Below are 25,520 nucleotides of genomic sequence, written 5' to 3'. Positions count from 1 at the left end.
TGTCCTTTCGTCGGTATCTTATCCCCCTAAAGTGTACCGACCATCACCTACAGCCGCCGCGCGCCCAGCTCCTGGGTCAGCAGCTCCATCGCCACTTCCATAGAGTTTCGGCGGTCGCGCTCACCAGGCTCCTGCGCCGCGTCCGCCATCATCTCCTCTTCCTCATTCCAGTTCGCAGTGCTTTCCGACGCCCTTGCGACCGGCGTCCCCTCAACCACCGGCGCCGCAACTGGCGCCGCCGCAGGTTCGTCCACCGGCACGTCCGGCATATCCGGCTCGTCGGGTTCCGGTGGCAACGGGACCCCGTCCGAGAATGAGTGCGTCGCTTGCTCCGCCTGGCGCTGGCGTGCCAGTGCCATCGCGCGCTCTGCTGCAGCCCGGGCCCCACCACTCGCAGAGGCACTGGCAGGGCGTTCCGGCACCACGGGAGCAGGCGCAGTCTCCGGCGCGCGCTCCTCCGTCCCCGCTATCTTTCGCGGGGCGCCCCAGCCATCGTCAGTACCTGGACTCTCAGGCTCCTGTTCGTCATCCGCCGTCTCCCGCGGTGCCGCCTGCGGCGCGGCCGGCGCGGCCTGCGGAGCCTGCTGCCCTGGGTTCCACGTCTGCGGAGCCTTCTTGGGGCTAAAGCCCATGGCCTGCGGGTCGGTGCCCACGGTGACCTGGACGGGCAGGGACGTCGAGAAGCGCTCCTCGAGCACCTTCCGAATGGTGTCATTGTGCCCGGGCGCGTTGAGCCGCTCCGCGAGCGCGCCCGTGTTGTGCCCGAGGTACAGCGTGCCATCCTTGATGCCCAGCACTCGCGCCTCGGCGAGCATAATCGCCGCTACCTTGTTCTTCGCACCAATGTCCGCGCGCACCTGCGCCCAGTCCTTGCGCAGGGTTTCCACCAGGTCGCCCGCGCTTTCCGACGCCCCCTGCGGCTCCGACGTGCGCTCTGGCTCACTCTCCAGCTGGCGCTCTGTCTCACGCTCCGGCTCGCGCTCCGGGGCAGGCTGACGCTGCGGCTCCGGCTCGGCCTTAGCTTCCGGCTTCGCCTGCGCCCGCCGGCGCTCCTGCATCTCCGCGATCTTCGCAGCCGCCGCCGCGGCCCCGGACACGCCACCTTGTGGCGCCTGCTGCGTGGCTTGCGTCTGGCCCGGCGCGCCCGGCACCGCCGCCGCGTTCGTCGCACCCACTGGCCCTGGCGCAGGCGGCGCGGAGACCAACAGCCGCGCGCACAGCACCTCCAGGAGCAGGCGCGGGGACGTCGCGCCGCGCAGGTTCGGGATCTCCGCGGACACCACGGACGCATACTGCGTCAGCTGCGGGCCGCTGAACTGCTGCGCCTGCGCCGCGAGCACTTCCGCGCGGTTCGTCGGGGCGTCCACCAGGCCGTCCGAGAACGCGCTCGGCACCGCCTGCAGCACCATGAGGTCGCGCATCCGGTCGAGCAGGTCCGCCGCGAAGCGCTTGGGCTCATGCCCCGCTTCAATCACCCGATCCACAATGCGGAACAGCTCAGGCTTGTCACCCGCGGCGAGCGCGGCGACGGTGTCGTCGAGAAGCGTCAGGTCCGTCACGCCCAGCAAGGGCCGCGCCAGCTCGTAGGTCAGCCCCTGTTCGCCCGCGCCGGCGAGCATCTGGTCCAAGATGGACAACGTGTCACGCGGCGATCCGCCGCCAGCCTGGATGACCAGCGGGTACACCGAGTCTTCCACCTGCACGCCCTCCGCGGCCACGGTGCGTTCCAGCAACCCCTTCATCGCGGGAGGAGTGAGCAGGCGGAACGGGTAGTGGTGGGTGCGCGAGCGGATGGTGCCGATGATTTTGTCCGGCTCCGTCGTCGCGAAGATGAAGATGAGGTGCTCCGGCGGCTCCTCCACGATCTTGAGCAGCGCGTTGGCGCCGGAGGAGGAGATCATGTGCGCCTCGTCGATGATGAAGACGCGGTAGCGGGATTCCGCTGGGGCGTAGTAGGCGCGGTCGCGCAGCTCGCGCATGTCATCCACGCCGTTGTGCGAAGCCGCGTCCAGCTCCGTGACGTCCAGGTTGCCCGGGCCGCCCGGCGCCAGGGACACGCACGAGGGACACTTCCCACACGGCGTCGAGGTGGGACCTTCCACGCAGTTGAGCGAGCGCGCCATGATGCGCGCCGAGGAGGTCTTGCCGCAGCCTCGCGGACCGGAAAACAGGTAGGCATGGTTAATGCGCCCGGCGTCCAGAGCAGCGGACAAAGGCGTGGTCACCTGCTCCTGGCCGACGAGTTCAGCAAACGATGCGGGACGGTACTTCCGGTATAGAGCCACGGTTAAATACTAGCCGTCCTTCCGGGACCATTCCAGGAGGTCGATCTCCTGCTCGGCCATCGCGTCCTGCATCGCCGAGATCCCCTCGTCGAGGGCGTAGGCGTACTCGGTGTCGGTGAGCAACAACAGCTGCAGGACCAGGGTCTGGCGCCGCTTCTCGACGACCTGTGGAACCTCACCGCCCCACAGATACGGCGAAATCAGCAGGCCGTGGCGCACGGTCACCTGGCCCTCCAGCTCCGTGCCGTCGATGAGGTCCGGCAGGAAGACGCCCGGCTGCGCCGGGATGATCCCTTGCGCCACATGGAGTTTGTCGGCGGCGGCCTTGACCGCGGCGGCCACCTCGGCCTCTCCGGTGCGCGCTACGGCCAGCAGCTCGCAGCGCACGTTGAGCCCGGAGTCGTTGGCAGTGAGCCCGGTGTCGACGTCGCCGAAGTTGGCAGTCACGGCCAGGGACTGCCCGGCAGCCACCCCGGCCGCACCGAGGTCCGCGGTGCCCAGCTTCCACTCGGCCACCGTGCGAAACTCCAGCGGCGCGGGGACCACCTGGTCCAGCCAATAAGCAGTCTCTTTGAAATCCATACCGTCCTCAGTGGTGAAAGGCCTTGCGCTACTTAAGCAGCGTTGAGTTTCTCGATGGCCGCGTACAGCACGCAGGTGGCCACGCCCTCCATCGCTACCTCCAGGTCGCTCACGGGCGGCAAAGAGGGCGCCAGGCGGATGTTGCGGTCGTTCGGGTCGTCGCCAAGCGGGAAGGAGGAACCGGCCTTGGTGAGCACGATGCCTGCGTCCTTAGCCAGCTGCCATACCCGGGACGCGGTGCCGTCCACCACGTCCAAGGAGATGAAGTAGCCGCCCTGGGGCTTGGTCCACCGCGCCACGTCGAACTCGGAGAGGCGCTCGTTGAGAATCCGGAGAACCACCTCGAAGCGCGGCGCCAGGATGGAAGCGTGGCGCCGCATGATGGCCTTGAGCCCCTGCGCGGAACCGAAGTACTCCTTGTGCGCGAGCTGGTTGATCTTGTTTGGGCCGATGCCGCGCACGCCGGCGATCTGCAGGTACCACTCCAGGTTGGCCAGCGAGGACGCGAAGAACGCCACGCCCGAGCCGGCGTGGGTGATCTTGGAGGTCGAGGACAGCACCCAGAAGCGGTTCGGGTTTCCCGCGGCCTCGGACATCGTCAAGACGTTGTAGTTCTCCGGGAACTCGTCGGTGAGTGTGTGCACCGCGTAGGCGTTGTCCCACATGATGCGGAAGTCCGGGGCGGCGGTCTCCATCTCGGCCAGCGCGCGCACAACTTCCTCACTGAAGGTCACGCCCGTCGGGTTGGAGAAGACCGGCACGGCCCACATGCCGAGCACCTCCGGGTCCTTGACCAGTTCCTGGATGGCGGCGACATCGGGGCCGTCGTCAAGCATGGGGACCGGGATCATCTCGAAGCCGAACTTCTCCGTGATGGTGTGGTGGCGGTCGTATCCGGGCACGGGGCAGATCCACTTGCGGCCCTCCACCTGGGACCACGGCGTCGCGGAATCGTTGGTGCCAAAGCTATACGCCCACGAGATGAGGTCGAACTCGATGTTCAGCGAGGAGGAATCTGCGGCCAGCACGTTGCGGACGTCGAAGCCGAGCACGTTGGCCCACAGCTCACGCATGTCGATGATGCCCTCGGCGATGCCGTAGTTGCGCAGGTCATTGCCCAAGGAGTCGGTGTAGTTGTGGCGGCCGGGAAGCTCCAGCAGATCCTCGGCCAGGCCGAGCTGCTCGGCGGAGGGCTTGCCGCGCGTGATGTCGAGCTTCAGCCCCTTGGCCTTGAGATCCTCGTAGTCCTTGGCGACCTTTTCCGTGAGCTCCTTGAGCTCCTCCGGCGACATGTCATACAGCGACATTCCTTGCCCCTGCCTTTCAGCTAGTCCAGCGATGCATTGCGGTAGTGACCCCATCGTAACGTCTCCACCACTACAACAGACCGCCTGCCCCGAAAAACAAGGGGACCTCGCGCACCCGTCAGAGCCTGCTGACCCTTGCTGCATTCCTGCCCTGGGGGAGTTCGCAGGATGTACGCCACGCGAGATCCTGCCCACCACCTTAGCCGATGCCACCCCGCAAACACCAAACCGAACCCTTTATCGCCCAGCTCACCCGCGCGATTTGGGAACTTTTAGATGGTGCTGCTAAAGTTCTTCCACGGAGCTAACGCCCCTATGGAGGATTCGACTAGCGGCCTATGTCACACGCCTGGAACGCGTGCGGGGTTCACGCCCCTCGTGGGTTCAAATCCCACATCCTCCGCAGAAAAACACCGGCTCACCTGCATTTCAAGGTGAGCCGGTGTTGTGCTTTTCCGCAGCGACCCTGGACACCGCCCCGCGAAAATCAGTGAACCAGGAACTTATTGGTCGCCCCAGCGGCCAGCGGCCCCTAGCTAAACAAACCCCACACCGCCGAGCCGATGGCCACACAGCCCGCGACCACCACGAAAGCATTAGACAGCCGCCCGCGGTATTCCTTGAGCGCATCCACCTTGTGGATCGCGTACATCGGCAGCAGATAAAGGATGGCGGCGATAAACGGCCCGCCTATGGACTCGATGAGCGACAGGATCGACGGATCAACAATCGCGGCAATCCACGTGGTCACAAAGATGAACGCGTGCACAATCCTCGTCAGCTGCTTCTTACTCCCCCGCCGCGCCAGGCTTGGCGACGCCGTGGCCAACAAGTAGCGCGCACCCTCCGTCGTCCCCAGCACGTGACCGAAGTACGAAGAGACGATGGCGGCCATCGCGATGATCGGCGACACGAACGCCAGCACCGGCACGCCCGTCTCATTAGCAAGGTAGGACAGCACGGGGAGGTTCTGCTCGCGGGCCTCCTGCAGGCCTTCTGCGCCAAGCGCCAGGGTGCAGGACCATACGAAGAACATCGTGAACACCGTCAGCAACGCCGCAGTGATGACCAGGCTGCGCGAGGCGTTTGTCGCGGCGTGCTTCTTGCCGTAGGCGCGCTGCATCGCCAGGGAGAACTGGGAGATCGCCGGTGAGTGGTTAAAGGAGAACACGAGCACCGGAACGATGGCCACCACCGCCGGGATGATCGCCCAGCCGCCGCTGCCCACCTGCATAAACGACCCAAAGTCCCACCGCGGGATCAGGTACAGCGACAGCGCACCCAGGGCGAAGATCAGCGGATACACGATGAACTGGGTAATCCGCAGCATCAGCCGCTGGCTGAACGCGAACACCAGCGTCATGCCCGCCACCAACAAAAACGACAGCACGACGCGGTTGAGCTCCGGCCCGCCCAGCTGGTTCACGATGAAGCTGTTCACCGTATTCGTAATGGACACGCCGTAAATCAGCACGATCGGGTAGATGGCCAGGAAGTACAGCAAGGAGATGAGCGTGCCCGCGCCCTTGCCAAAGTAGTCCGTGGCCACCTCCGTGATGTCCAGGCCCTGGCGTGGCGCGGCGCAGATCATCCGGGACATGCCACGGTGCGAGAAGTACGTCATCGGCGCGATGAGCAGGGTGGCGATCAGCAGTGGCCAGAACCCGAAGCTGCCCGCGTTAATGGGCAGGAAGAGGATTCCGGCGCCCACGGCGGTGCCGAAGAGGCTCACCGCCCACTGGATGTTGAGGGCCGTATCTTTTTCCCCGCGGGGTCCGTTGTCGTCAACATTCGTCACGTCGGGTGCGGTGGCTTGCGTCATGGCGATCCTTATAAGTGTGAGCATCACAGTCGTTCAGATGTTAACGCTAGCAACAAAAATTGTTGAACACACCAAAAATACAAAGAAAAGTGTCGTAGGTTTCACACACCTGTAAAGACACTTGCCGCTCGTGGCAGCGCCGCCATGCTAAACCCTTCCAGCAAGTCCGCCGCCGTGCGTACACCCGCGCCGTCCATGCCGAGCGACGCCGCCATCGACCCCAGCACCTCTGGCACCGTCGCGGTCTCCAGCATCTCCCGCAGTGTCACCGCGCCGTCGCGCTTGGCCAGTCGCTCCCCGCGCTCGTTGAGCACCAGCGGCACGTGCACGTACTCCGGCACGGCGTAGCCGAGCAGCCCCGCCAGGTAGGCCTGCCGCGGCGCGGACGGCAGCAGGTCATCGCCGCGCACGACCTGGTCCACGCCTTGCTCGCCGTCGTCGACCACCACGGCCAGGTTGTACGCCCAATCCGGCCCTTGCGGCCCAATCTGCGCTGCGTTGCCGCCGCGCCGCAGGATGAAATCATCCACGTCGCCCACGTACTCGCCCGCCAACGCGTCGCGCACCCCGACACTGCGCAGCCCCGACCGCAGGCGCAGCGCCGGCACGCGCCCCTGGGCCACCAGTGCTTCTCGACGCTCCCGTCGCTCCCCCTCCGTCAGATCCCTGCAGGTTCCCGGGTAGTGCCCCGGGATCGAGTGCGGCGCCCGGGAGGCCTCCTGGATGTCCTTGCGGGAGCAGTAGCATTCGAACACCAACCCACGATCGCGCAGGCGCGCCAGCGCGGCGTCGTACAGCTCGTAGCGCTGCGACTGATAAACGACCTCCCGGCCCCAGTCGATGCCCAGCGCCGCCAGGTCCTCCAGCTGGCGCTGCGCTGATTCCATTGATGAGCGCTGCGTATCAATGTCTTCCACTCGCACCACGAACGAGCGTCCCGACGACCGCGCGCATAACCACGCCAGCATCGCCGTGCGGAGGTTGCCAAAATGCAGATCGCCGCTCGGGCTAGGCGCGTAGCGGCCACAGCCAGACTTTTTAACTAAGTTCATGTCTTCCATCATGCCCTCCTGAGTCAATCCGCAACCCATTTGGAATTAAAGAGATCTTTATCACAGTAGGCAGTAAAGATAACTATGAGAATTTTTTAATATTTACGCCCGTAACCCTGGTTGCGGGTGTTCAATTAGCTGTACATAAAAATTACAACCTTCACCCTAAAGGGGGTAGAGCTCCTGTCAACAAACTTAAAACATGCAGCGTATGGGGTACCTTTTCGCAAATTGAGCACTAGACAGCCAGTCAAAGATTCAGAAGCTTCCGCTTGCCTGACACACATAAGCTTTTTATAATCTTCTCAGCTTCATGCTTGTTACAACCTCAAGGAAAGAAAAAGTGAAAAGAGATATCTCACGGATCACTGCGACACTTAGCGCAGGAATCGTAGCCCTCGGAATTGCTTCCACCCCAGCGGTGACTGCTGGCGCACAAGAAACGCCTGACTACAACGGGTTCAGCGTCTCCTCAGTTCAAGACCGTTTGGAAAACTCCGGCGAAATCCAAGCCAACACTGGCGATGATGCTCCCGCAAGTCGCTTCATTGTCACCTTCAACGAGATAACAACTCTCGATCAAGATCGTCGCATGGAAATCCTCGACGAAATTGTCAAGGAACATTCCTCTGACGCTTCCTTCAAGCGTGAGATGTACGACGGTTCATACGTGGTCAATTTGGATCCACCAGTGCCTGCGGACAAGATCCCATCTCTCCGCGGGCACCTGGAGTCCAAGGCTGAGATCGCCTACGCTGACATCGACCGAATTCAGTTCTCCACTGCGAACACGAATGACCCCCTCCTTCAGGACCAGTGGCATGTCCTTGATAAGGATCATGGAGTCGATGCCACGAACGCGTGGGACACCGGCGCAACCGGCGAAGGCACCACCATCGCCGTAGTCGACTCGGGTATCACCGACCACCCAGACCTCAACGACAAAGTTGTCACTGGCTACGACTTCATCTCTGATCCATGGATTTCTCGCGATGGCAACGGCCGCGACGACGATCCCGCTGACAACGGCGACTTCAACACCACCACTCGCTGCCACCAGTCTGCATCTTCTTGGCACGGCAGCCACGTAGCCGGCATTGCTGCTGCTGACACCAATAACAATATTGGCGGCGCAGGTATCGCTCCGGATGCCGACATCTTGCCCATCCGTGCTCTCGGCCGCTGCGGTGGCTACACCTCTGACATCATCGACGCAATTGTTTGGGCTTCTGGTGAAGACGTGCCAGGCACTCCTCGCAACAACAACCCAGCTGACGTGATCAATTTGTCGCTTGGCGGCGGTGGACAGTGTGCGAACACCCCTTACCAGGACGCAATCAACATTGCTATCCGCAACGGTTCCACTATTGCAGTCGCGGCCGGCAATGAAGACAGCTGGACTGACCAGGTCACCCCTGCTTCCTGTGACGGCGTCATCACGGTTGGTGCAACCGGCCCTCACGGCCACCGCTCCAGCTACTCCAACTACGGTGACCATGTTGATCTTGGTGCACCAGGTGGTGACATGATGCCAGTTACAGGCGGCCACTTCCCTGAGCACAGCATTCTTTCCACCGTCAACGAAGGAGACCACGATCCAACGACTGCCGGATTTGGTTACATGGACGGCACTTCCATGGCAACGCCAGTAGTTTCCGGCATCATCGCCCTCATGAAATCCGTTGATGATTCACTCACCAACGACGAGATTGAGCGCATCCTCACCGAAACTGCGAGCCCCTACACCAACGAGCCATACTCCGCGTGGAAGACTTCCGACGAACTCGGTGCCGGTATCGCCAACGCTCGTGCGGCCGTTGACGCTGTACGTGGCGTCGACGCACCTGAACCAAGTGAGCCAGCTGAACCAACCGAGCCTGCAGAGCCGGCAGAGCCAACTGAGCCTGCTGAGCCAACTGAGCCTGCTGAACCAGCTCCTAATGATGACGAAAAGTGCAAGGAAGCAAAGTCCGTCTTTGAAAAACTAACGCCTGGCAATTGGTGCTAAGCCTCTAAGTTCTATCATTTAGCCCAATGTGGCCAACAACCATGTGCGGTTGTTGGCCACATTGGGCTTCAACGTTTCTTGAACGTTACTATTCAAGCCACTACCTAAGGTTCTGGTTCTGGGTTGTGGTACTGCTGCACATGCGGGAAACGATTATCAAGAAAAATGCAATGCCGACGCCGCTACTTATCTTGACAAGTACAAAAATTGTTATGGACCCGATCCTTTGGCATGCTTAACGTCATGACAACTCAATCGGCAACCGCAACCACGGTTAATTCAGACAATCGTGGCGAGAGCATCCGATTCATCCCGGTACAGTCAACGCTGTACCCGTGGCTGGTCACGGTGTTCGTCGTCACATTCCTTATTTCGAACATCAACGCCACGAAGGGCGTTCAGATTGGCCCATTGGTCACTGACGGCGCATTCTTCCTCTTTCCACTGGCTTATATCATCGGTGACGTCCTGTCCGAATGCTACGGCTTCAAGTCCACCCGCCGCGCCATCTGGATCGGTTTTGCAATGGCCATCTTGGCCGTCACGGCCTTCTACATCGCCATCCATCTACCAGCAGCTGATTTCTACGAAGGCCAAGAAGCCTTCGCTGCGACTCTGGGGCTTGTTCCACAAATTGTTCTTGCATCGCTATGCGGCTATCTGGTCGGCCAACTACTCAACGCCTGGGTCATGACACTGATGAAAAAGCGCGCCGGCGAAAAGCAACTCCCGCTGCGCTTGGTGGCCTCCACAATTGTCGGCGAATTCGGCGATACCCTATTGTTCTGTGCCATCGCGGCCACCGCCATTGGCATCTCCACCGCCCTTGACTTCATCAACTACGTCATCGTCGGCTTCCTCTGGAAAACCATCATCGAGATCGTCCTACTTCCCATCACCACTAAAGTGATTAAATGGGTCAAGGTGAAGGAAGATTATTGATGAAATCTCCTACGCTGCTGCACTAATCAACACATTCTTTGATGTAACACACCGTTTCAACAATCAGTAACTCTACTAATGTTCTTCCTGACCATATAATAAGCCTCAAACAGCACTACGCCATTAGCCTGCGTGGTGACGCGCACAGTCCGCGACCACACTTCTACCGTATGCACGATCTGTAAATGGTGATCCTTCAACGCTGCGCAGGGTACTAGATCACTAGAAGTACTTCGCCAGGGATTCTAACTCACCCAATAGTGATACTGATGACTTACGCGATTTGCTAGGTGTGTTTCGTACCCCAGACCTCCCATAGCAAAGAGCGGTGCAGTGATCTACCGAACTTTATTCGAGGGTTAAGTAGCAAAAAGTGTGTCTGCTTTTGACGGTTGTTGCTGGTTAGGCTCTCAAAATCGGCTTGGAATAGCTTTCAAGGTGTTATTCCAAGCCGATTCTGCTTCAATATCGGGATCTGACACGAACGTGTGGTACAGGTGTGCTGTTTGCTTAGTCAGTGACCACAAACAGACCCCGGTGCCCTGGTTGTGCAGGGCCAATGAAGAAAAACGGCACAACGACCGCCGGTACAACACGATGGCGATGCACCAACCCCAACTGCCGACAATCCCACACCCGAAAACGCACCGATATCCACCAAGCCACTGCCTTCAACGACTTCTACAGCTACGTCACCGGCCACCAAACGCTCGCTGACATCGCTGCACGCCGTGGAGTCAGTAGATGGACCTTAGACCGCAGGTTCAGAACCTTTTGGTACATCGATGTGCCCAATACCCCAGACCCGCATCGCATTTACGATCAAGTTTTTATCGACGGTACCTACACTTCCGCCGGATGCCTTCTGATAGCTTCTACACGCAGCCACGTCCTGTGCTGGCATTGGGCCACAAGCGAATCAACCTACGCATACACCCAATTACTCAAGCACTTAGCGCCACCGTTATGCGTTGTTCTAGACGGCGGTCAAGGAGCCTACAGTGCGATCAAATCATGCTGGCCCACCACTCGAATTCAACGCTGCCTTGTCCATGCTCAACGTGTTGTCCGCCGGTACACCACCAGCCGACCACGCACCCCAGCCGGGCACACCATCTACGCCCTAGCGTTAAAACTGACTCAGATAACCAACACCGAACAAGCCGCTGAATGGGTGATCAACCTGCATGAATTCGGCGAAGTCTACAAATCGTTCCTCAACGAACAGACACCCCTACCGAAAGAACGACGCACGGCTACCCGAACCTGGGAATACACCCACGTCAGAGTCCGCAAGGCCTACAACTCACTACTTCATCTCAGCACACAAGGATACCTATTTACCTACCTCGAACCCTCATCAGAATCGACAGATACTTCGTGGGCATCAACCACAAATAGCCTGGAAGGCGGCATCAACTCCCAACTGAAGCTCTTAGCAAGAATGCACCGAGGGCGAAGCGGAGAACGGCAACGCAAAATGCTGGAATGGTGGCTCAATGCTAAAACACAACTGCCTGACGACCCACTACAGATCGCCAGGCAGTGCAATTTTGGACTAGATCAACTCGCCAAAGTTACCGATCTAGAACCAGAAGACCTCAACGCCGCCGATAACGAAACCGGACGCCCAGCCCTCTATGACAAGGCTATCGGAGACGAATACCAACACAACATCGGCATCAGAAAAGGCCCCCTCCGATAAAAGAAGTGTGTCTACCGACGACACGCCGAGAGACACACTTTTTGCTACTTAACCCTTATTCGACGTACATCAAGTCTTTTAAGAAAAGCAAAATCCTCCTCACCCAATTCCATTGGATGAGGAGGATTTCTAATTAGGCAGTGAAACTATTTATGCTTCGCGACGATTACGAGCAATCAGTACACCGCCAGTAGCAAGCATAAGCAAAGCAACAAGTCCAAGCATCCACACATCAGCACCGGTGTTAGCCAAGACACCGCCACCCTGCTGCGCAGGTGCCGCATTATCTACGGTTTCTTCCGCCTCAGCTGCTGCGGTCTTGGCACCAGACTTGGCACCAGACTTTACTTCAGACTTCGTGCCAGCTTCTGCGTTTGCACTCGCCTTGGAACCATTATCAACATCTACATCAACATTGACGTCGCCCTTGTCAGCAGTGGAAGAACCGTTAGAGGAACCGCCACCTACAAGGCCGCCCAGGCCAATAAGTCCAATTGCGCCACCCAGGATTGGCAACCATGGAATGCCCTCAGAAGAACCATCCTTGTCATCATCGCCGCCATCGATAGGCTGCTCAGTTTCCGAAGTGGTTGTGGTTGGCTGCTCAGTTACAGTCTCCGTAATTGGAGCTTCAGTAACGGTAACGGTGGGCTGGGTTTCAGTCACGGTCACTGCAGGAAGGGTTTCCGTGGTGGTCACGGCTGGAGCAGTTTCAGTAACAGTTGAACCTGGCTCAGTCTCAGTAACATCCGGCTGAGTTTCAGTAACAGTTGAACCTGGCTCAGTCTCAGTAACGTCTGGCTGAGTCTCGGTCACAGTAGCACCTGGCTCAGTCTCAGTAACATCCGGCTGAGTTTCAGTAACAGTTGAACCTGGCTCAGTCTCAGTAACATCTGGCTGAGTCTCGGTCACAGTTGAACCTGGCTCAGTCTCAGTAACGTCTGGCTGAGTCTCAGTCACAGTAGCACCTGGCTCAGTCTCAGTAACGTCTGGCTGAGTCTCAGTCACAGTAGCACCTGGCTCAGTCTCAGTAACGTCTGGCTGAGTCTCAGTCACAGTAGCACCTGGCTCAGTCTCAGTAACGTCTGGCTGAGTCTCAGTCACAGTAGCACCTGGCTCAGTCTCAGTAACGTCTGGCTGAGTCTCAGTCACGGTTGCTACTGGCTCAGTTACAGTTTCGGTGGTTCCGCCTACAGTCGTTGTTTCAGCAGGCAAAGTTTCAGTGACCGTTTCGGTGGGGGTCACGGTTACGGTCTCAGTAACTGGTACATCTGTAGTAGTCGTAGTTGAGGTAGTCGGAGTAGGCGTAACCTCGGTAATTGGAGTGCCATCTGAATTAACAAATGTAACACCCAACAAATCCTGGACGTCTCCGTCGTTGGACTGGTAGAGCTCAAGCGTAGAATCAGCAGGGTAATCTTCCATCGCAGGTGGCTGTACCGTCGCACCCGTTACCGACGTTCCAATGAGGTAGTTGTACGCCTCCCACATTAGGGTTTTCCGCTCCGGATAAGAGTCAAAAGTTGACTTTCGAAAAGCCATGTCATCGGTGTACTTGTACAACGCCAGCTGGGTTACTGCGTTATACTCCAGATCAGTCAGCCCGTAAGCTTGCTGTATACCAGCCGCATCATTTGGGTAACCGTTATAAAGGACGCGAAGTACGTTGTCCTTTAACTCCTCGGGACTAAGAGCTTCACCGTCTGCACGCTCTGCAAATAGTTCAGCGTCACCAATGGTCTTTGTATAGAGATCACCAGTTCCCGCACCTGTTGGCTCGGGTTTGTTCTCGTTGAAGCAGTAGACCAGTTCGGCAGGCTGGACTTTGTTTTCCTGACCAACGTAGAGAACTCGCTTCCACCAACGGTCAGGAGAGCTTGCTCCGGGTGGCGTCCATGCCTCAAGCAGACTGTTATCCGACCATCCATAGTATTGATCGGTCGTTTGAGCATGAGAGGCTACTGGACTAATGGTAGCTACTCCCAAAATCATTGCAACACTAAGTAATGTTGCCCAGATTGTTTTAATCTTTTCCATTTTTCTCCTCAAAGGATACATTTTTCACCCAACAAAGACGGGCGACCGCCAAGCCAAATTGATTCGACCCACTTATCCCTTGACGGCATTCACGCACAAAGGTCGATAAGCCTAGTTCCTTGGCAATCGCAAAAATCTTATCACGTTCATACGTTCCTGTCTAGTTATAATTAGAAACAGCGTAAAGAAAGTTTAAAATCCCTTAGTTGCACGAAACAGATTATGAACATATTCATTTTCTCCGCTAATTAACGGGTCACCACACATTAAAAATGCATAAATGGATATTTCCATCACCTTAATTTTAACTGTTAAACATATCACAATACGCTAATTCCGCTGGCTGTAATACCGCCCCATAAACTCATCGCGGTACGCCTCGTAGTAGCCACCGTCGATGGAGTCGCGGATATTGTCCACGAGGCGAATCATGAACTCGAGGTTGTGGATCGTGCACAGGGTGCCGGCGAGGAATTCGTTGGCCTTGAGTAGGTGACGGATGTAGGCGCGGGAGTAGTTGTTGGAAACGTAGCCGCCGAACTCCTCGTCAATGCCGCGGAAGTCGCGCTTGAATGTGGCGCCCATGAGGTTGAGGCGGCCGTCGAGGGTGTAAACGCCGCCGCGGCGGCCGAGGCGGGTGGGGGCGACGCAGTCGAAGGTGTCGGCGCCGGCCTCAATAGCGGTGAAGAGATCGTCGGGTTCCGAGATACCCAGTAGGTGGCGGGGCTTGTCCTCCGGGAGCTCGTCGCAGACCCAGCCGACGATGGTGCCCAGGTTTTCCTTTTCTAGTGCCCCACCGATGCCGAAGCCACCGAAAGGGCGCATGCCCTTATCTTCTTGTTGTTTGGACAGCTCGATGAGCCCGCGGGTGGCCTGGCGGCGCAGGTCCTCATATTGCGCGCCTTGCACCACGCCCCACAGGGACTGCTTCGGGCGGTGGGAACGTTCCTTGGTGAGGCGGTCGTGCTCATCCAGGCAGCGCTGCGCCCAGCGGTGAGTGCGGGCCACGGACTGCTCCTGGTACTGGCGGGTGTCCACCAGCGTGGTGAGTTCGTCGAAGGCAAAGATGATGTCCGCACCCAGTTCGTGCTGGATCTGCATGGACTTCTCCGGGGTGAAGCGGCGCTTGGAACCGTCGATGATAGAACGGAAGTCCACGCCGTCCTCATCCACGATGGCCATGCGGTCTTTCTTCGCCGCGCGGATGTCTTGTTCCGTGAGGTTCGCGGTGTCCATGGCGAGGACCTTCTTGAAGCCCACGCCCAAGCTCATGACCTGGAATCCGCCGGAGTCGGTGTAGGTCGGGCCGTGCCAATTTTCAAACGCGGCCACGCCGCCGGCCTCATCCACGATGTCCGCGCCGGGCTGCAGGTAGAGGTGATAAGCGTTGGACAGGATGGCCTGCGCGCCCGTGGCACGGACCTGCTCCGGGGTGAGGGTCTTCACCGTGGCCTTGGTGGCCACCGGAATGAACGCCGGGGTCTGAATGTCGCCGTGCGGCGTGTGGATGACGCCGGTGCGGCCGTGCTTGCCCGGCGCGCCGTCGCCCAGCCGGGTCTTGACCTCGAAGGAAAGGTCCTTGTTCAAGATATCGGCGTCAGGTGCGGGGCGGCCAGCGGGTTCAGTCATGCGCCCCAGTCTAGTGCGTAGCCACCACGGTCCCGGCGGTGGCTGGCGCTGTGTGGTGCGCTGCGCTGTTCGGCCGGTGGTCCGGGGCGCTGGAGCTTAGTCGCGCGGCAGGCGCGAGGTAAAGACGGCCGGGGCGCTGAAGGTTGTGGGCACGCTGTGGTCGGCGTCGGCGGTGGGAAGGACCGCGGTGGCTGTGTGCGGTTCGGCGCTCGCGGCCTCGGGGATGTCGTTGTGGCGGGCCCACTCTTCTTCGAGAGCGGTGCCTTCGATGTCGATGTTGGGCAGGATCTTGTCCAGCCACTTGGGCATCCACCAGGTGGCATGCCCCATGAGGAACATGGTGGCGGGAACCAAGGTCATGCGGACGAAGAAGGCGTCGAAAAGCACGCCGGCGGCCAGGGCGAAGCCGAAGATCTGGATAAACGGGATGGGCTGGTTAATAAACGCCACGAACACCGAGATCATGATGATGGCAGCGGCCGTGACCACGCGGGCGCCCTGCCCGAAGCCAATGATGGTGGATTCCTCCACCGCGTTGTACTTGCTGGTCAGCGTGACCTTCTGCCCCGACTGTATGTAGTGCTCACGCATGCGGGTGACCAGGAAGACCTGGTAGTCCATGGCCAGGCCGAAGGTCACGCCGATGAGGAAGATAGGCAGGAAAGAAATCAGCGGCGCCGGGGACGGCACCAGGCCCCACAGGCCCTCCTGCCAGAACAGGACGGTGACACCGAAGGCCGCGCCCACCGAGAGTAGGAAACCGATACCCGCCACCAGTGGCACGAGGATGGAGCGGAAGACCAACAGCAACAAGAAGATGGCCAGGCCAACGACCACGGCGAGGTAGGGGCCCATGGCGGATTCGAGGCGCTCAGTAATGTCCACCTGCACCGCGGTGAGACCCGTGGTGCCCACGGTGGTACCGGTGGCGTCCTCAATTTCGTCGGCGAAGGACCGCAGGGCGTGGGCGACCTGGACGGTGCGCTCATCCGCCGGGCCCGTTTCCGGGGTCACCATGATCTGCGCGGCGGTGCCCTCCTGGTTCGCGCCGACGAGCTGCGCGTGCTTAATGCCCTGAATGGACTTGAGTTGGTTCGTCGCGTACAGGAAGGAGGACAGCCGGGCCATGTCTTCCTTCGATTGCGGCTTTGCTTGATCGGTGTCTTGCTCGGCGGCGGAGGCCTGGGCGTCGACAAGCGGCTGGAGGGCGGGGGCGTCGGGGTTGATATCGGTGGCGTCGACGAGCACGAGGAACGGGCCGTTGACGCCGGCGCCGAAGCCCTCGGTCAGCAGATCCGCGGCCTTGCGCTGCGTGGTGTCGGGGTTGGACGTGACGTCGGAAGGCAGGGCCAGCTGCATGTTCATCGCGGGCGCGGTGAGCAAGCCCAGGGTGAGGACCACGAAAGCCATGGCCACGCCGGGGCCGCGCTGCACCAGGGTGGCCCAGCGGTGACCCATCGTCTTGCCGCGGCGCTTCTTGCCCCTGCGGTTGGGGTTGCCCGCGATGCCGGGGATGCGGCCGGCGAAGACCTTGTCGCCGAACACGCCGAGCAGCGCCGGGATGAGCGTGAGCGCCACCAGCACCGAGATAGCTACGGTGGCAGCCGCGGCGATTCCCATGACGGTGAGGAACTCAATCTTGGCGATGACGAGCGCGAACAGCGCGATAAACACCGTGGCGCCCGCGAACACCACGGACGAGCCCGCCGTGCCCACCGCCATACCGGCGGCCTCATCGGGTTTCATATGTGCGCGCTCGCTGCGGTAGCGGGACATGATGAACAACGCGTAATCAATGCCCACGGCCAGTCCGATCATGACCGCCAAGACCGGGGTGATGTCGTTCATCGTCAGCCAATGCGTGGAGATGAACAGGCCAAGCACACCGGTACCCACGCCCACCACGGCGGTAATGAGCGGCAGGATAGAGGACACCAGCGAGCCGAAGGTGACCACCAGGACGATGAACGCCACGCCCAGGCCAATAACCTCCGACGTGGAGTTAATGGTGATGGGGCCGCCGTAGCCCGCGCCGCCGGCTTCGACCTGAATGCCCATCTCACGGCCGATATCCATGGCGTCGGCGACGGTCTGGAACTGCTCCTCCGTCACCGAATAGGGGCTCTCGGCGTCAAAGTTAAAGGTGGTGTAGGCGATGGTCTCGTCCTCGTTGACCATGCCGAGGTTCGCGGCGTCTTCCTTGGCTTGCGCCTCCGGCAGGCCCATGTCCGTCATTTGCTTTTCGACGTCGCGCTGCAACTGCGGCGAGACCTCCAAGGGGTTGCCGAAGCGCAGCTCGTCCTCGGAAATGACGAGGTTGTCCTCCAGATGCTGGATGACGGCCTCGACGGCCTTCTCGTTGTCCGGATCGCTGAGCTTCTCCCCCTCCGGCGCCTTGAACGCGAGGTTCACTCCGGGAGCGTTGGCGGGGTTGCCCTCGCCGGGGAACAACTCGACCACGCGACGGGTGGCGTCGATGCTCGGGGTGCCGTCGATGGAGAACTCGCTCGTGAAGGGCTTCATGAGCGAAAACGCACTGCCACCTACTGCGAGCAGCAGCAACAGCCACGTGATGATCACGGTCCACTTCTTGTTGAAGCACCAGCGACCAAGCTTGAACAACACTTTTGCCACGGTAGTCAGTGACCCCTTCTCGTAAGTTCTGTGTCGGTTGTTGTCGGAGGCGGTGGTTGTCGGTGGTTTCACACCCGAGCCAGCGATAAATATTCCCCTAGTGTAGGCCACCATGATTAAAACTCCCTAGATGTCTTGCCCACCCCCGAAAGAAGTAAGTCCGCGATAGAAGTTCCCTGTGAGCCCTAGACGGTGCCTCGCGGGCTGGGCTAGGGTGGCTGCCACAGTTCTTAGTTCGTTTCTGGAAAGGTATGGGATCTGAGGTGAACGCACCGATGACTCTGATGAAGCATCATCACGCAACCGGCGGAGCCGCGTTGCGACATCGGCATTCCCACCGCGCCTAGAGGCTGCCTCATCAGGCACAGCCCACGCGCTACCTTCCACGCAACGCCCTCCCGCCACAGTTTCGGCGGGAGGGCGTGTCGCGTTTTCTCCCCTCCTCCTTCTTCTGACTTCTAAGGACTTCTCCCCTCATGGACACCACCACTTCTACGACGACGCCCGCGGCCGGTATGACTTCTGCCGCGGGGACTGTCGCGACGGCGACACCCGCAATCTCCACGCCCGGACAGTGGCGCTTCTTCCTCTACAGCGGCATCGGCGTCTTCGCCTTCATGGTGCCGTTCCCCATCGCGGGCGATAACACGATTCTGCTCGATCACATCGGCACCTTCCTCAAGGAGGCCGCGGGCCCGGCGGCACAATTCTTCGCCCTTACGCTGATTCTGGTGGGCACGGTGCGGCCGTTCGTCACGGGCACCTGGCGCAGCTCGGTGCCGCGGAGGATCTTCTCCTTCCTCAATATCTTCGCCTCGGTGCTCGCACTGGCGCTGATTTTCGGGTTCGGCCCGGCATTCATTTTCCGCGAGGACCTGGGACCGTTCCTCTTCGAGGGCCTCGTGGTGAAGCTGGCGTTCCTGGTGCCGGTGGGCGCACCGTTTTTGGGGCTGCTGATTAGCTACGGACTGATGGAATTCTTCGGCGTGCTCATGCGCCCGATCATGCGGCCGCTGTTCCGCGTGCCGGGCCGCGCGGCGATTGACGCGATGACCTCCTTTGTGGGCAGCGATTCGCTGGCCATGCTGGTGACCAACCGCGTGTACAAGTCCGGTGCTTACACCACCCGTGAGGCCGTGACAATTGCCGCGGGCTTCACCACGTGCTCCATGACGTTCATGATCATCCTCGCGGAGACCCTCGGCCTCATGAACGTGTGGGGCCTGTACGTGGGCGCCACCATGCTGGTCACTTTCGCGGTCACCGCAGTCATCGTGCGGCTGCGCCCAATTAAGAACTACTCGGAGGACTACTACCCCGGCGCCACCCCGCGCCCGGAAAAGGTATTCACCCAGGACCGCTTCCGCTCCGCGTGGAACGAGGCCAACCTGGTGCTGCGCCGCGTGCCGTCGCTGCCGAAGGTGCTGTGGGACAACACCCGTGACGGCCTGTTCATGGTCATGCAGGTGCTGCCGGGCATCATGTCCGTGGGCTTCATCGGTCTGGCGCTGTCGCTGTACACCCCGCTGTTTAGCTGGCTGGGCCTGCTCTTCGTGCCACTGCTGACGCTGCTGCGCATTCCCGACGCTCAGCTGGCAGCGGAGGCCATGGCCTCCGGCCTGGCGGAAATCTACCTCCCGGCGCTCATCGCGGAGGGCAATCCGTCGCTGGTCACGCGCCTGTTGGTGGGCATCGTGGCAGTGTCCCAGGTGTTCTTCTTCTCCAGTCCGGTGCCGGACATCTTGGCCACGGACATCCCGATCACAATCCGCGACATCGTGATCGTCTGGTTCCTGCGCGTGTTCTTCTCCATCCTCATCGGCGCCCCGCTGGCCTACGGCATCACCGCGCTCGTGTAGGGCCGCTTCGCGGGTGCGCCCGCGCCTTGGGCGCTGAAGGTCGGGATACAAAGGTCGGAATCGCGCGCCTGACGCCCTATTTCCGGCTTTTGGATCCCGACCTTTGCGCAAAAAGAAGTCTCGCGGCATCGAATAAGAAACGATGCCGCGAGACTTCACATTGGCGGTGGCGGCGGGGTTTGAACCCGCGGTTGGGGGTTACCCAACAAACGCTTTCGAGGCGTTCACCTTCGGCCGCTCGGACACGCCACCGCCGATCAGATTACGGGAGGGCGAGCCCGCGCACCAAATCGGCCCCTGCTGGATGGGTCCTGCTCGGCGGAGCCTGCTGGGGAGGCTCTAGTTGTCGGCGTTGTCCTTGAGGCCGCCGAGGACCTCATCGGACTTGTCCTTAATGGCGTCGCCGGCCTGCTCGGCCTTCTGCTTGGCGCCGGACTTCACCTGATCGGCCTTGCCCTCATTGGCCAAATCCTCGTTACCGGTGGCCTCGCCGAGGCCCTCCTTGGCCTTGCCCAAGAGCTCGTCCTTCTTGTTTTCTACTCCAGACATAGTCGTGATTCCTTTCGCTACTCATCGCTTATCGCTGACGGGATCCACTATAGGGGCGCCACCTTGGAATTACCTGTCCGTGCGCAGGCTCGCAAAGAAGTCCGTGAGCAGCGCGGCGGTGTCCGCGGCGAGCACCCCGGCGCGCACCTGCGGGGTGTGGAGGGCGCCGGGGGCGCGCAGGGCGTCGATAAGCGAGCCACAGGCGCCGGTCTTTGGCTCGTCCGCACCGAAGACCACGGAGCCCAGGCGTGCGCCGACGATGGCGCCCGCGCACATGAGGCAGGGTTCGAGGGTGACCACGAGCTCGCAGCCGGTCAGGCGCCAGCCGTCGCCGAACCGGGTGACGGCCTCGCGGATGGCGACAACTTCGGCGTGGGCGGTGGGATCCTGGTCGGCCTCGCGGCGGTTGGTGCCGGTGGCTAATGCGCGGCCGTCGGGGGCAAAGATGACGGCGCCCACCGGGATATCGCCGGGCGGGGTCGTGCGCGCGACGGCGATGGCGCGGCGCATGCGCCCCTCCGCGCGGGAGAGACCTTCGGGCTGCGGGAGCACGTTACTCGTCGCCGCCGTGGACGATCTCCTCCAGCTCGTCACCGAAGCCGAGCTCGCCCGCGATGCGCAGGAGCATGTCGGAGGGCCAGTCCTCCTGGTTGTCGGTGATGACGCCGAGAACCTCGCCGGTCATGCCGAGGTCCTCCAGGATCCCAAAATCACCGTCGGCGTAGCCATCCACGTCGTCCAGATCCGCCGGATCGATGTCCGGGATGTCCAGACCCTGGCGCTCTAGAACGTCGGCAGCGAAATCATCGTCGACGGCCATGGTGGCGTCCGAGAGGAACAGGCGCACATTCCCCGGCACAGGGCGGACGATGACGAAGTAGTCGTCGTCCACGCACAGCAGGGCGAAGGCCGCGGACTCCGCGCGCAGGCCGCGAACCTTATTGATCGCGGTATCCACGGAGGAGAAATCGTCGCGATACTCGCGGACCTGCCACGCGCCGTCCACCGCCGTCGCGGTGACGGCGAATGCGCCCGCGCCCTCGTCCTCAAAATAATCCTGGCTCATATCAGGAGATGCTAGTCGGGTTGTGCCAAGATTGTCACTGTGAGTATGCACGACGTAAATCGCCCCATTTGTATTATCGGACTCGGCCTTATCGGCGGCTCTTTGCTGCGCGATCTGGAGTACCGCGACCAGGAGGTTTTTGGCTATAACCGCTCCACGTCCGCGGCACGATCCGCCATCAAACAGGGCTACGACGTCTCCGACGATCTGGACACGGTGCTGCGCCGCGCCGAGGAGCGCGGGGCCCTCATCGTAGTGGCCGTGCCCATGCACGCAGTCGGGGAAATCCTGGACCGCATCGTGGAGCTCGCGCCGTCTTGCGGCATCACCGACGTCGTGTCCGTGAAGACCCACGTGCTGGACATGATCCGCGAGCGCGGCCTGGAGTCCCGCTACGTGGGCGGGCACCCCATGGCGGGTACCTCGGAATCCGGGTGGGAGAACTCGCGGCGGGATCTGTTCCACCGCGCGGCCTGGGCGATTACCTTTGACTACGCCCAAGAACTCGACGCCCGTGGTGAGCGCGTGCCGCAGTCGTGGATCGACGTGTTCACGGACGTCACCAAGATGGCCAAGTTGACGTCCGCCGAGGTCGTGCCGGTGCGCGTGGAGGCGCACGACGGCGCAGTTGCACGCGTGTCCCACCTACCCCACGTGTTCGCCGAGGTGCTCGCCGTGGTGGGCGATAACGGTGGCATCCTGGCGCAGTCCCTGTCCGCGGGCTCGTTTAAAGATTCCACCCGCGTGGCGAGCACGGACCCGGACCTCGTGCGGCAGATGCTTGAGCCCAACGCCCCCGCGCTTGTCGACGCCCTGGACGAGGCCCTGGCCCTGCTCCAGGAGACCCGGGAGAAACTGGCGTCCGCGCACCCCGACGTCTCCGAGCTCACCGACGCCGGGTTCCGCGCCCGCACCCGGCTGGAGGCGCGCTCCGGCGCGCGCAAAGAATCAGTGAGCCCGGTGAAGATTTCTTCCCGTCCTGTCATCCGGCTGCACGTCGGTGCCCCGCGCTGGGTGGCGCAGCTGCGCCAGGCGGAGTCGCTGGGAGGACGCATCGACGTCTTTTAACCGTGTTCGTGGGCAGCGACACGAAAGTGACTGTGCCCACAAATAGGGGGAGGCGCGCCACGAACCGCAACAGTCGGGCGCGCCCTTTTTGTGACTCTGACCACTGCATTTAGCGCGAAATTTTTATGTAATTCCGAGCTGGAAATTTTATATAAATGGCCTAGGTCACAGTGTTTTCTGAAAAATTGCTAAGCTCTACTGCGTCCAAAGTTCGATCAAGAACTCTCCGAACAGAAAGTTGACGCACATGACGGAAAGCAACCCGGCCCCCACGGGCCAGGTCCCGCACGAGGCGGAACGCAACGTTTACGCCGCTGAGGACCACGGCCTGCAAAAGGGAATGGGCAGCCGCCAGCTTCAGATGATCGCTATCGGCTCCGCCATCGGCACCGGCCTTCTCCTGGGCACCGGCTCCCGGCTCCAGACCGCCGGCCCCTTCCTTGCAGTCCTCTACCTCATCTGTGGCTTCTTCGGCTACATCATCCTCCGCTCCCTAGGCGAGCTCATCGTCTACCGCCCCAGCTCCGGCTCCTTCGTCTCCTACGCCCGCGAGTTCTACGGCGAGAAGGCAGCCTTCGTCACCGGCTGGCTCTACTGGGGTAACTGGGCCATGACGCTGGTGGCCGATGCCACCGCCGTCGCGCTGTATATCAAGTGGTTTAGCCAGTACACCACCTGGTTGGACAACATCCCGCAGTGGGTCTTGGCCCTCGGTGTGGTGGCCTTCATCCTGCTGTTCAACATGATGTCCGTGAAGATCTTCGGCGAACTCGAGTACTGGTTCTCCATGATCAAGGTCGTCGCGCTCATCATCTTCATGCTCGTGGCCATCGGCGTGATCATCTTCGGCCACCCGTCCGGCGACCCCACCGGTTTCTCCCTCATCAGCGACTCCGGCGGCTGGCTGCCTAACGGCCTGCTGCCCGCCATCATCGTCATCCAGGGCGTCGTCTTCGCCTACGCCGGTATCGAGCTGGTAGGCACCACCTCCGGCGAGACCAAGGACGTCGAGAAGCACATCCCGAAGGCCGTCAACACCGTGCTCATCCGCATCCTGGTGTTCTACTTCGGCTCCGTGCTGCTGCTCACCATGGTGCTGCCGTACACCGAGTACGTCGCCGAGGTCTCGCCGTTCGTGACGTTCTTCGAGTCCCTGGGCATCGCCGCGGCCGCCCCGATCTTCCAGATCGTGGTCATCACCGCCGCCATCTCCTCGCTCAACGCCGGCCTCTACTCCACCGGCCGCATCATGTACAACATGTCCCTGGCCGGATCCGGCCCGAAGTTCGGTGCCCGTATGTCTCAGTCCGGCGTGCCGTACGGCGGCATCGTCATGGCTGCTGGCGTGGCCCTGGTGGGCGTGTTCTTGAACTTCATCGTCCCGGAGATGGCGTTCGAAATCGTGCTGAACCTGGCTGCTCTGGGCACCATCGCCTCGTGGGCCGCCATCGCGCTGGCCCACCTCAAGTTCGTGCGCTTGGCCGAGCAGGGCCGCTACACCCGCCCGGGCTACCGCTCCCCCTTCGGCGTGTGGGGCGACTGGGCAACGCTCATCTTCATCGGCGGCGTCATCGTGCTCATGGCCTTCGACTACCCGATTGGCTCCTACGCGCTGCTGGCCACCCTGGCGCTCATCCCGGTGTTCATGGGCATGTGGTTCGCGTGGCGCGACCGCATCCGCACCATCGCCGACGAGCGCAAGGCCAAGCACCTGCCGACCTCGTCCTTCCCCGCCGCGCCGCAGACCGACCTGCACCCGCGCGACCGGCGCTAGGTTTTCGACCAAACGGCAAGCACACAGACATCCGTATACTGGCGTGCGGCTAAATTTCAATCCGCACGCCGCGGACCGCGGCCCCGCCGCTGCCCGCGCAGACGAAAGGAAAATATTTTATGGTCACAGTGAAATTCGTAGACGTCCAGAACATGGCGCGCTGGATCCAGCGCGAGGGCGTGGAGTCCATCATCACCGGCATGGTGGACTACCTCGAGTCCGATTACAAGCGCTGGGAGCGCTTTGACAAGATCCCGCGCATCGCCTCCCACACCCCGTTCGGTGTCATCGAGCTCATGCCGACCTCCGACGGCGAGGAGTACTCCTTCAAGTACGTCAACGGCCACCCCTCCAACCCGGCCCGCGGTTTCCAGACCGTCACCGCCTTCGGCGTGCTGGCCGACGTGGACAACGGCTACCCCACCTTCGAGGCAGAGATGACGCTGCTCACCGCCCTGCGCACCGCAGCCACCTCCGCGATGGTGGCGAAGCACCTGGCCCGCAAGGACTCCAAGCGCATGGCCATGATCGGCGCTGGCTCCCAGTCCGAGTTCCAGGCGCTGGGCTTCCGCGGTGTCATGGGCATCGAGGACCTCACCATCTACGACATCGACCCAGCCGCCGTGGAGAAGTTCAAGCGCAACCTGGAGCCACTCGGCTTCAACATCACCGTGTGCAACAGCGTCGACGAGGCCGTGCTCGGCGCGGACATCATCACCACCTGCACCGCTGACAAGGCACAGAACCAGATCCTGGCCACCCGCCATGTGGCCCCGGGCGTGCACCTCAACGCCGTGGGCGGCGACTGCCCGGGCAAGACCGAGCTCGAAGAGGGCATCCTGGACATGTCCAAGGTCTTCGTGGAGTTCCCGGAGCAAACCCGCATCGAGGGCGAAATCCAGCAGAAGCCTGCGGACTTCCCCGTCGTGGAGTTCTGGAAGGTGCTGACCGGCGACGAGACCGGCCGCGACAACGACGAGCAGATCACCCTGTTCGACGACGTCGGATTCGCCATCAACGACTTCTCCGCGCTGCGCTACCTGCGCGACTCGGTAAAGGGCTCCGAGCTGGAGACTGACATCGACCTGGTGGCCAACCCGGACGACCCGAAGGACCTCTTCTCCCTCGTCGTGAACGTGCCGTCGCTCATCTAAGCTGTCCGACGCCGCGCTACGCGCCCCACCGTCATCGGTGCGGGCGC

General features: G+C 61.2%; 18 protein-coding genes, 2 tRNA genes and 1 other RNA gene. 8 read left to right on the top strand and 13 right to left on the bottom strand.

Annotated elements, in window-relative coordinates; genetic code table 11:
* Positions 1-47 precede the first annotated feature (47 nt).
* The 4 genes from H0194_RS06480 to ffs form a co-directional block, all read right to left on the bottom strand.
* The gene (locus H0194_RS06480) at positions 48-2,285 is read right to left on the bottom strand and encodes a DNA polymerase III subunit gamma and tau (RefSeq protein WP_185175133.1); all 2,238 of its coding nucleotides are present in this window, start codon (positions 2,283-2,285) and stop codon (positions 48-50) included.
* A 9-nt stretch (positions 2,286-2,294) separates the two neighbouring features.
* Positions 2,295-2,867, bottom strand: coding sequence for a suppressor of fused domain protein (locus H0194_RS06475; protein ID WP_185175132.1), 573 nt, complete (start codon positions 2,865-2,867; stop codon positions 2,295-2,297).
* Positions 2,868-2,899: 32 nt separating this feature from the next.
* Entirely contained in the window at positions 2,900-4,174 is a 1,275-nt protein-coding gene (locus H0194_RS06470) for an aspartate aminotransferase type Ic (RefSeq protein ID WP_185175131.1), read from the bottom strand.
* 93 nt (positions 4,175-4,267) lie between these two features.
* Positions 4,268-4,366: signal recognition particle sRNA small type (gene ffs, locus H0194_RS06465), an RNA gene on the bottom strand.
* A 125-nt stretch (positions 4,367-4,491) separates the two neighbouring features.
* On the opposite strand from ffs, the gene H0194_RS06460 reads away from it, so the two are divergent.
* Positions 4,492-4,577: transfer RNA gene (locus H0194_RS06460), tRNA-Ser, on the top strand.
* Positions 4,578-4,706: 129 nt separating this feature from the next.
* On the opposite strand, the gene H0194_RS06455 is transcribed toward H0194_RS06460, so the two are convergent.
* Positions 4,707-5,996 (bottom strand): SLC5/6 family protein, encoded by a 1,290-nt coding sequence (locus tag H0194_RS06455; protein WP_185175130.1) that lies wholly within the window; start codon positions 5,994-5,996, stop codon positions 4,707-4,709.
* A gap of 101 nt (positions 5,997-6,097) precedes the next feature.
* Positions 6,098-7,048: a tRNA glutamyl-Q(34) synthetase GluQRS gene (gene gluQRS / locus H0194_RS06450; protein ID WP_185175129.1), complete on the bottom strand. Its 951-nt coding sequence runs from the start codon at positions 7,046-7,048 to the stop codon at positions 6,098-6,100.
* 343 nt (positions 7,049-7,391) lie between these two features.
* Between gluQRS and H0194_RS06445 the strand changes: the two genes are divergently transcribed.
* The 3 genes from H0194_RS06445 (at position 7,392) to H0194_RS06435 (ending at position 11,703) form a co-directional block, all read left to right on the top strand.
* Positions 7,392-9,056 carry a S8 family peptidase gene (locus tag H0194_RS06445; protein ID WP_246388819.1) on the top strand — a complete coding sequence of 555 codons (1,665 nt, stop codon included), beginning with the start codon at positions 7,392-7,394 and terminating at the stop codon, positions 9,054-9,056.
* Between the two features lie 243 nt (positions 9,057-9,299).
* Positions 9,300-9,998, top strand: coding sequence for a queuosine precursor transporter (locus tag H0194_RS06440; RefSeq protein WP_185175127.1), 699 nt, complete (start codon positions 9,300-9,302; stop codon positions 9,996-9,998).
* Positions 9,999-10,515: 517 nt separating this feature from the next.
* Positions 10,516-11,703 carry an IS1249 family transposase gene (locus tag H0194_RS06435; RefSeq protein ID WP_185175126.1) on the top strand — a complete coding sequence of 396 codons (1,188 nt, stop codon included), beginning with the start codon at positions 10,516-10,518 and terminating at the stop codon, positions 11,701-11,703.
* Between the two features lie 150 nt (positions 11,704-11,853).
* On the opposite strand, the gene H0194_RS06430 is transcribed toward H0194_RS06435, so the two are convergent.
* The 3 genes from H0194_RS06430 to H0194_RS06420 form a co-directional block, all read right to left on the bottom strand.
* A complete protein-coding gene (locus H0194_RS06430; RefSeq protein WP_211996052.1) occupies positions 11,854-13,761 on the bottom strand; it encodes a thioester-forming surface-anchored protein in 1,908 nt (635 codons plus the stop codon).
* A gap of 309 nt (positions 13,762-14,070) precedes the next feature.
* On the bottom strand, positions 14,071-15,369 hold the full coding sequence (gene tgt, locus H0194_RS06425) for a tRNA guanosine(34) transglycosylase Tgt (RefSeq protein ID WP_185175124.1): 1,299 nt from the start codon (positions 15,367-15,369) through the stop codon (positions 14,071-14,073).
* 96 nt (positions 15,370-15,465) lie between these two features.
* A complete protein-coding gene (locus tag H0194_RS06420) occupies positions 15,466-18,003 on the bottom strand; it encodes an MMPL family transporter (RefSeq protein WP_185175123.1) in 2,538 nt (845 codons plus the stop codon).
* 476 nt (positions 18,004-18,479) lie between these two features.
* Between H0194_RS06420 and H0194_RS06415 the strand changes: the two genes are divergently transcribed.
* Positions 18,480-19,862: a YjiH family protein gene (locus H0194_RS06415; RefSeq protein WP_211996045.1), complete on the top strand. Its 1,383-nt coding sequence runs from the start codon at positions 18,480-18,482 to the stop codon at positions 19,860-19,862.
* A 161-nt stretch (positions 19,863-20,023) separates the two neighbouring features.
* On the opposite strand, the gene H0194_RS06410 is transcribed toward H0194_RS06415, so the two are convergent.
* From H0194_RS06410 to H0194_RS06395, 4 genes are all read right to left on the bottom strand, one after another.
* Positions 20,024-20,114, bottom strand: a tRNA-Ser gene (locus H0194_RS06410).
* 87 nt (positions 20,115-20,201) lie between these two features.
* Positions 20,202-20,411 carry a CsbD family protein gene (locus H0194_RS06405; protein WP_185175122.1) on the bottom strand — a complete coding sequence of 70 codons (210 nt, stop codon included), beginning with the start codon at positions 20,409-20,411 and terminating at the stop codon, positions 20,202-20,204.
* A 69-nt stretch (positions 20,412-20,480) separates the two neighbouring features.
* Entirely contained in the window at positions 20,481-20,921 is a 441-nt protein-coding gene (locus tag H0194_RS06400; protein WP_185176926.1) for a nucleoside deaminase, read from the bottom strand.
* A 43-nt stretch (positions 20,922-20,964) separates the two neighbouring features.
* Complete coding sequence (locus H0194_RS06395) at positions 20,965-21,477, bottom strand: tRNA adenosine deaminase-associated protein (protein WP_185175121.1); 513 nt, start codon at positions 21,475-21,477, stop codon at positions 20,965-20,967.
* A 39-nt stretch (positions 21,478-21,516) separates the two neighbouring features.
* On the opposite strand from H0194_RS06395, the gene H0194_RS06390 reads away from it, so the two are divergent.
* The 3 genes from H0194_RS06390 (at position 21,517) to H0194_RS06380 (ending at position 25,473) form a co-directional block, all read left to right on the top strand.
* Complete coding sequence (locus H0194_RS06390) at positions 21,517-22,545, top strand: prephenate dehydrogenase (protein ID WP_185175120.1); 1,029 nt, start codon at positions 21,517-21,519, stop codon at positions 22,543-22,545.
* 247 nt (positions 22,546-22,792) lie between these two features.
* Complete coding sequence (locus H0194_RS06385; RefSeq protein ID WP_185175119.1) at positions 22,793-24,319, top strand: amino acid permease; 1,527 nt, start codon at positions 22,793-22,795, stop codon at positions 24,317-24,319.
* Between the two features lie 119 nt (positions 24,320-24,438).
* The gene (locus H0194_RS06380) at positions 24,439-25,473 is read left to right on the top strand and encodes an ornithine cyclodeaminase (RefSeq protein WP_185175118.1); all 1,035 of its coding nucleotides are present in this window, start codon (positions 24,439-24,441) and stop codon (positions 25,471-25,473) included.
* The last annotated feature ends 47 nt before the right edge of the window (positions 25,474-25,520 follow it).

This window comes from Corynebacterium incognita, assembly GCF_014217255.1.
GTDB lineage: Bacteria > Actinomycetota > Actinomycetes > Mycobacteriales > Mycobacteriaceae > Corynebacterium > Corynebacterium incognitum.
The sequence above is the reverse complement of the archived record's forward strand: the minus strand, read 5'-3'. Positions and strand labels throughout refer to the sequence as shown.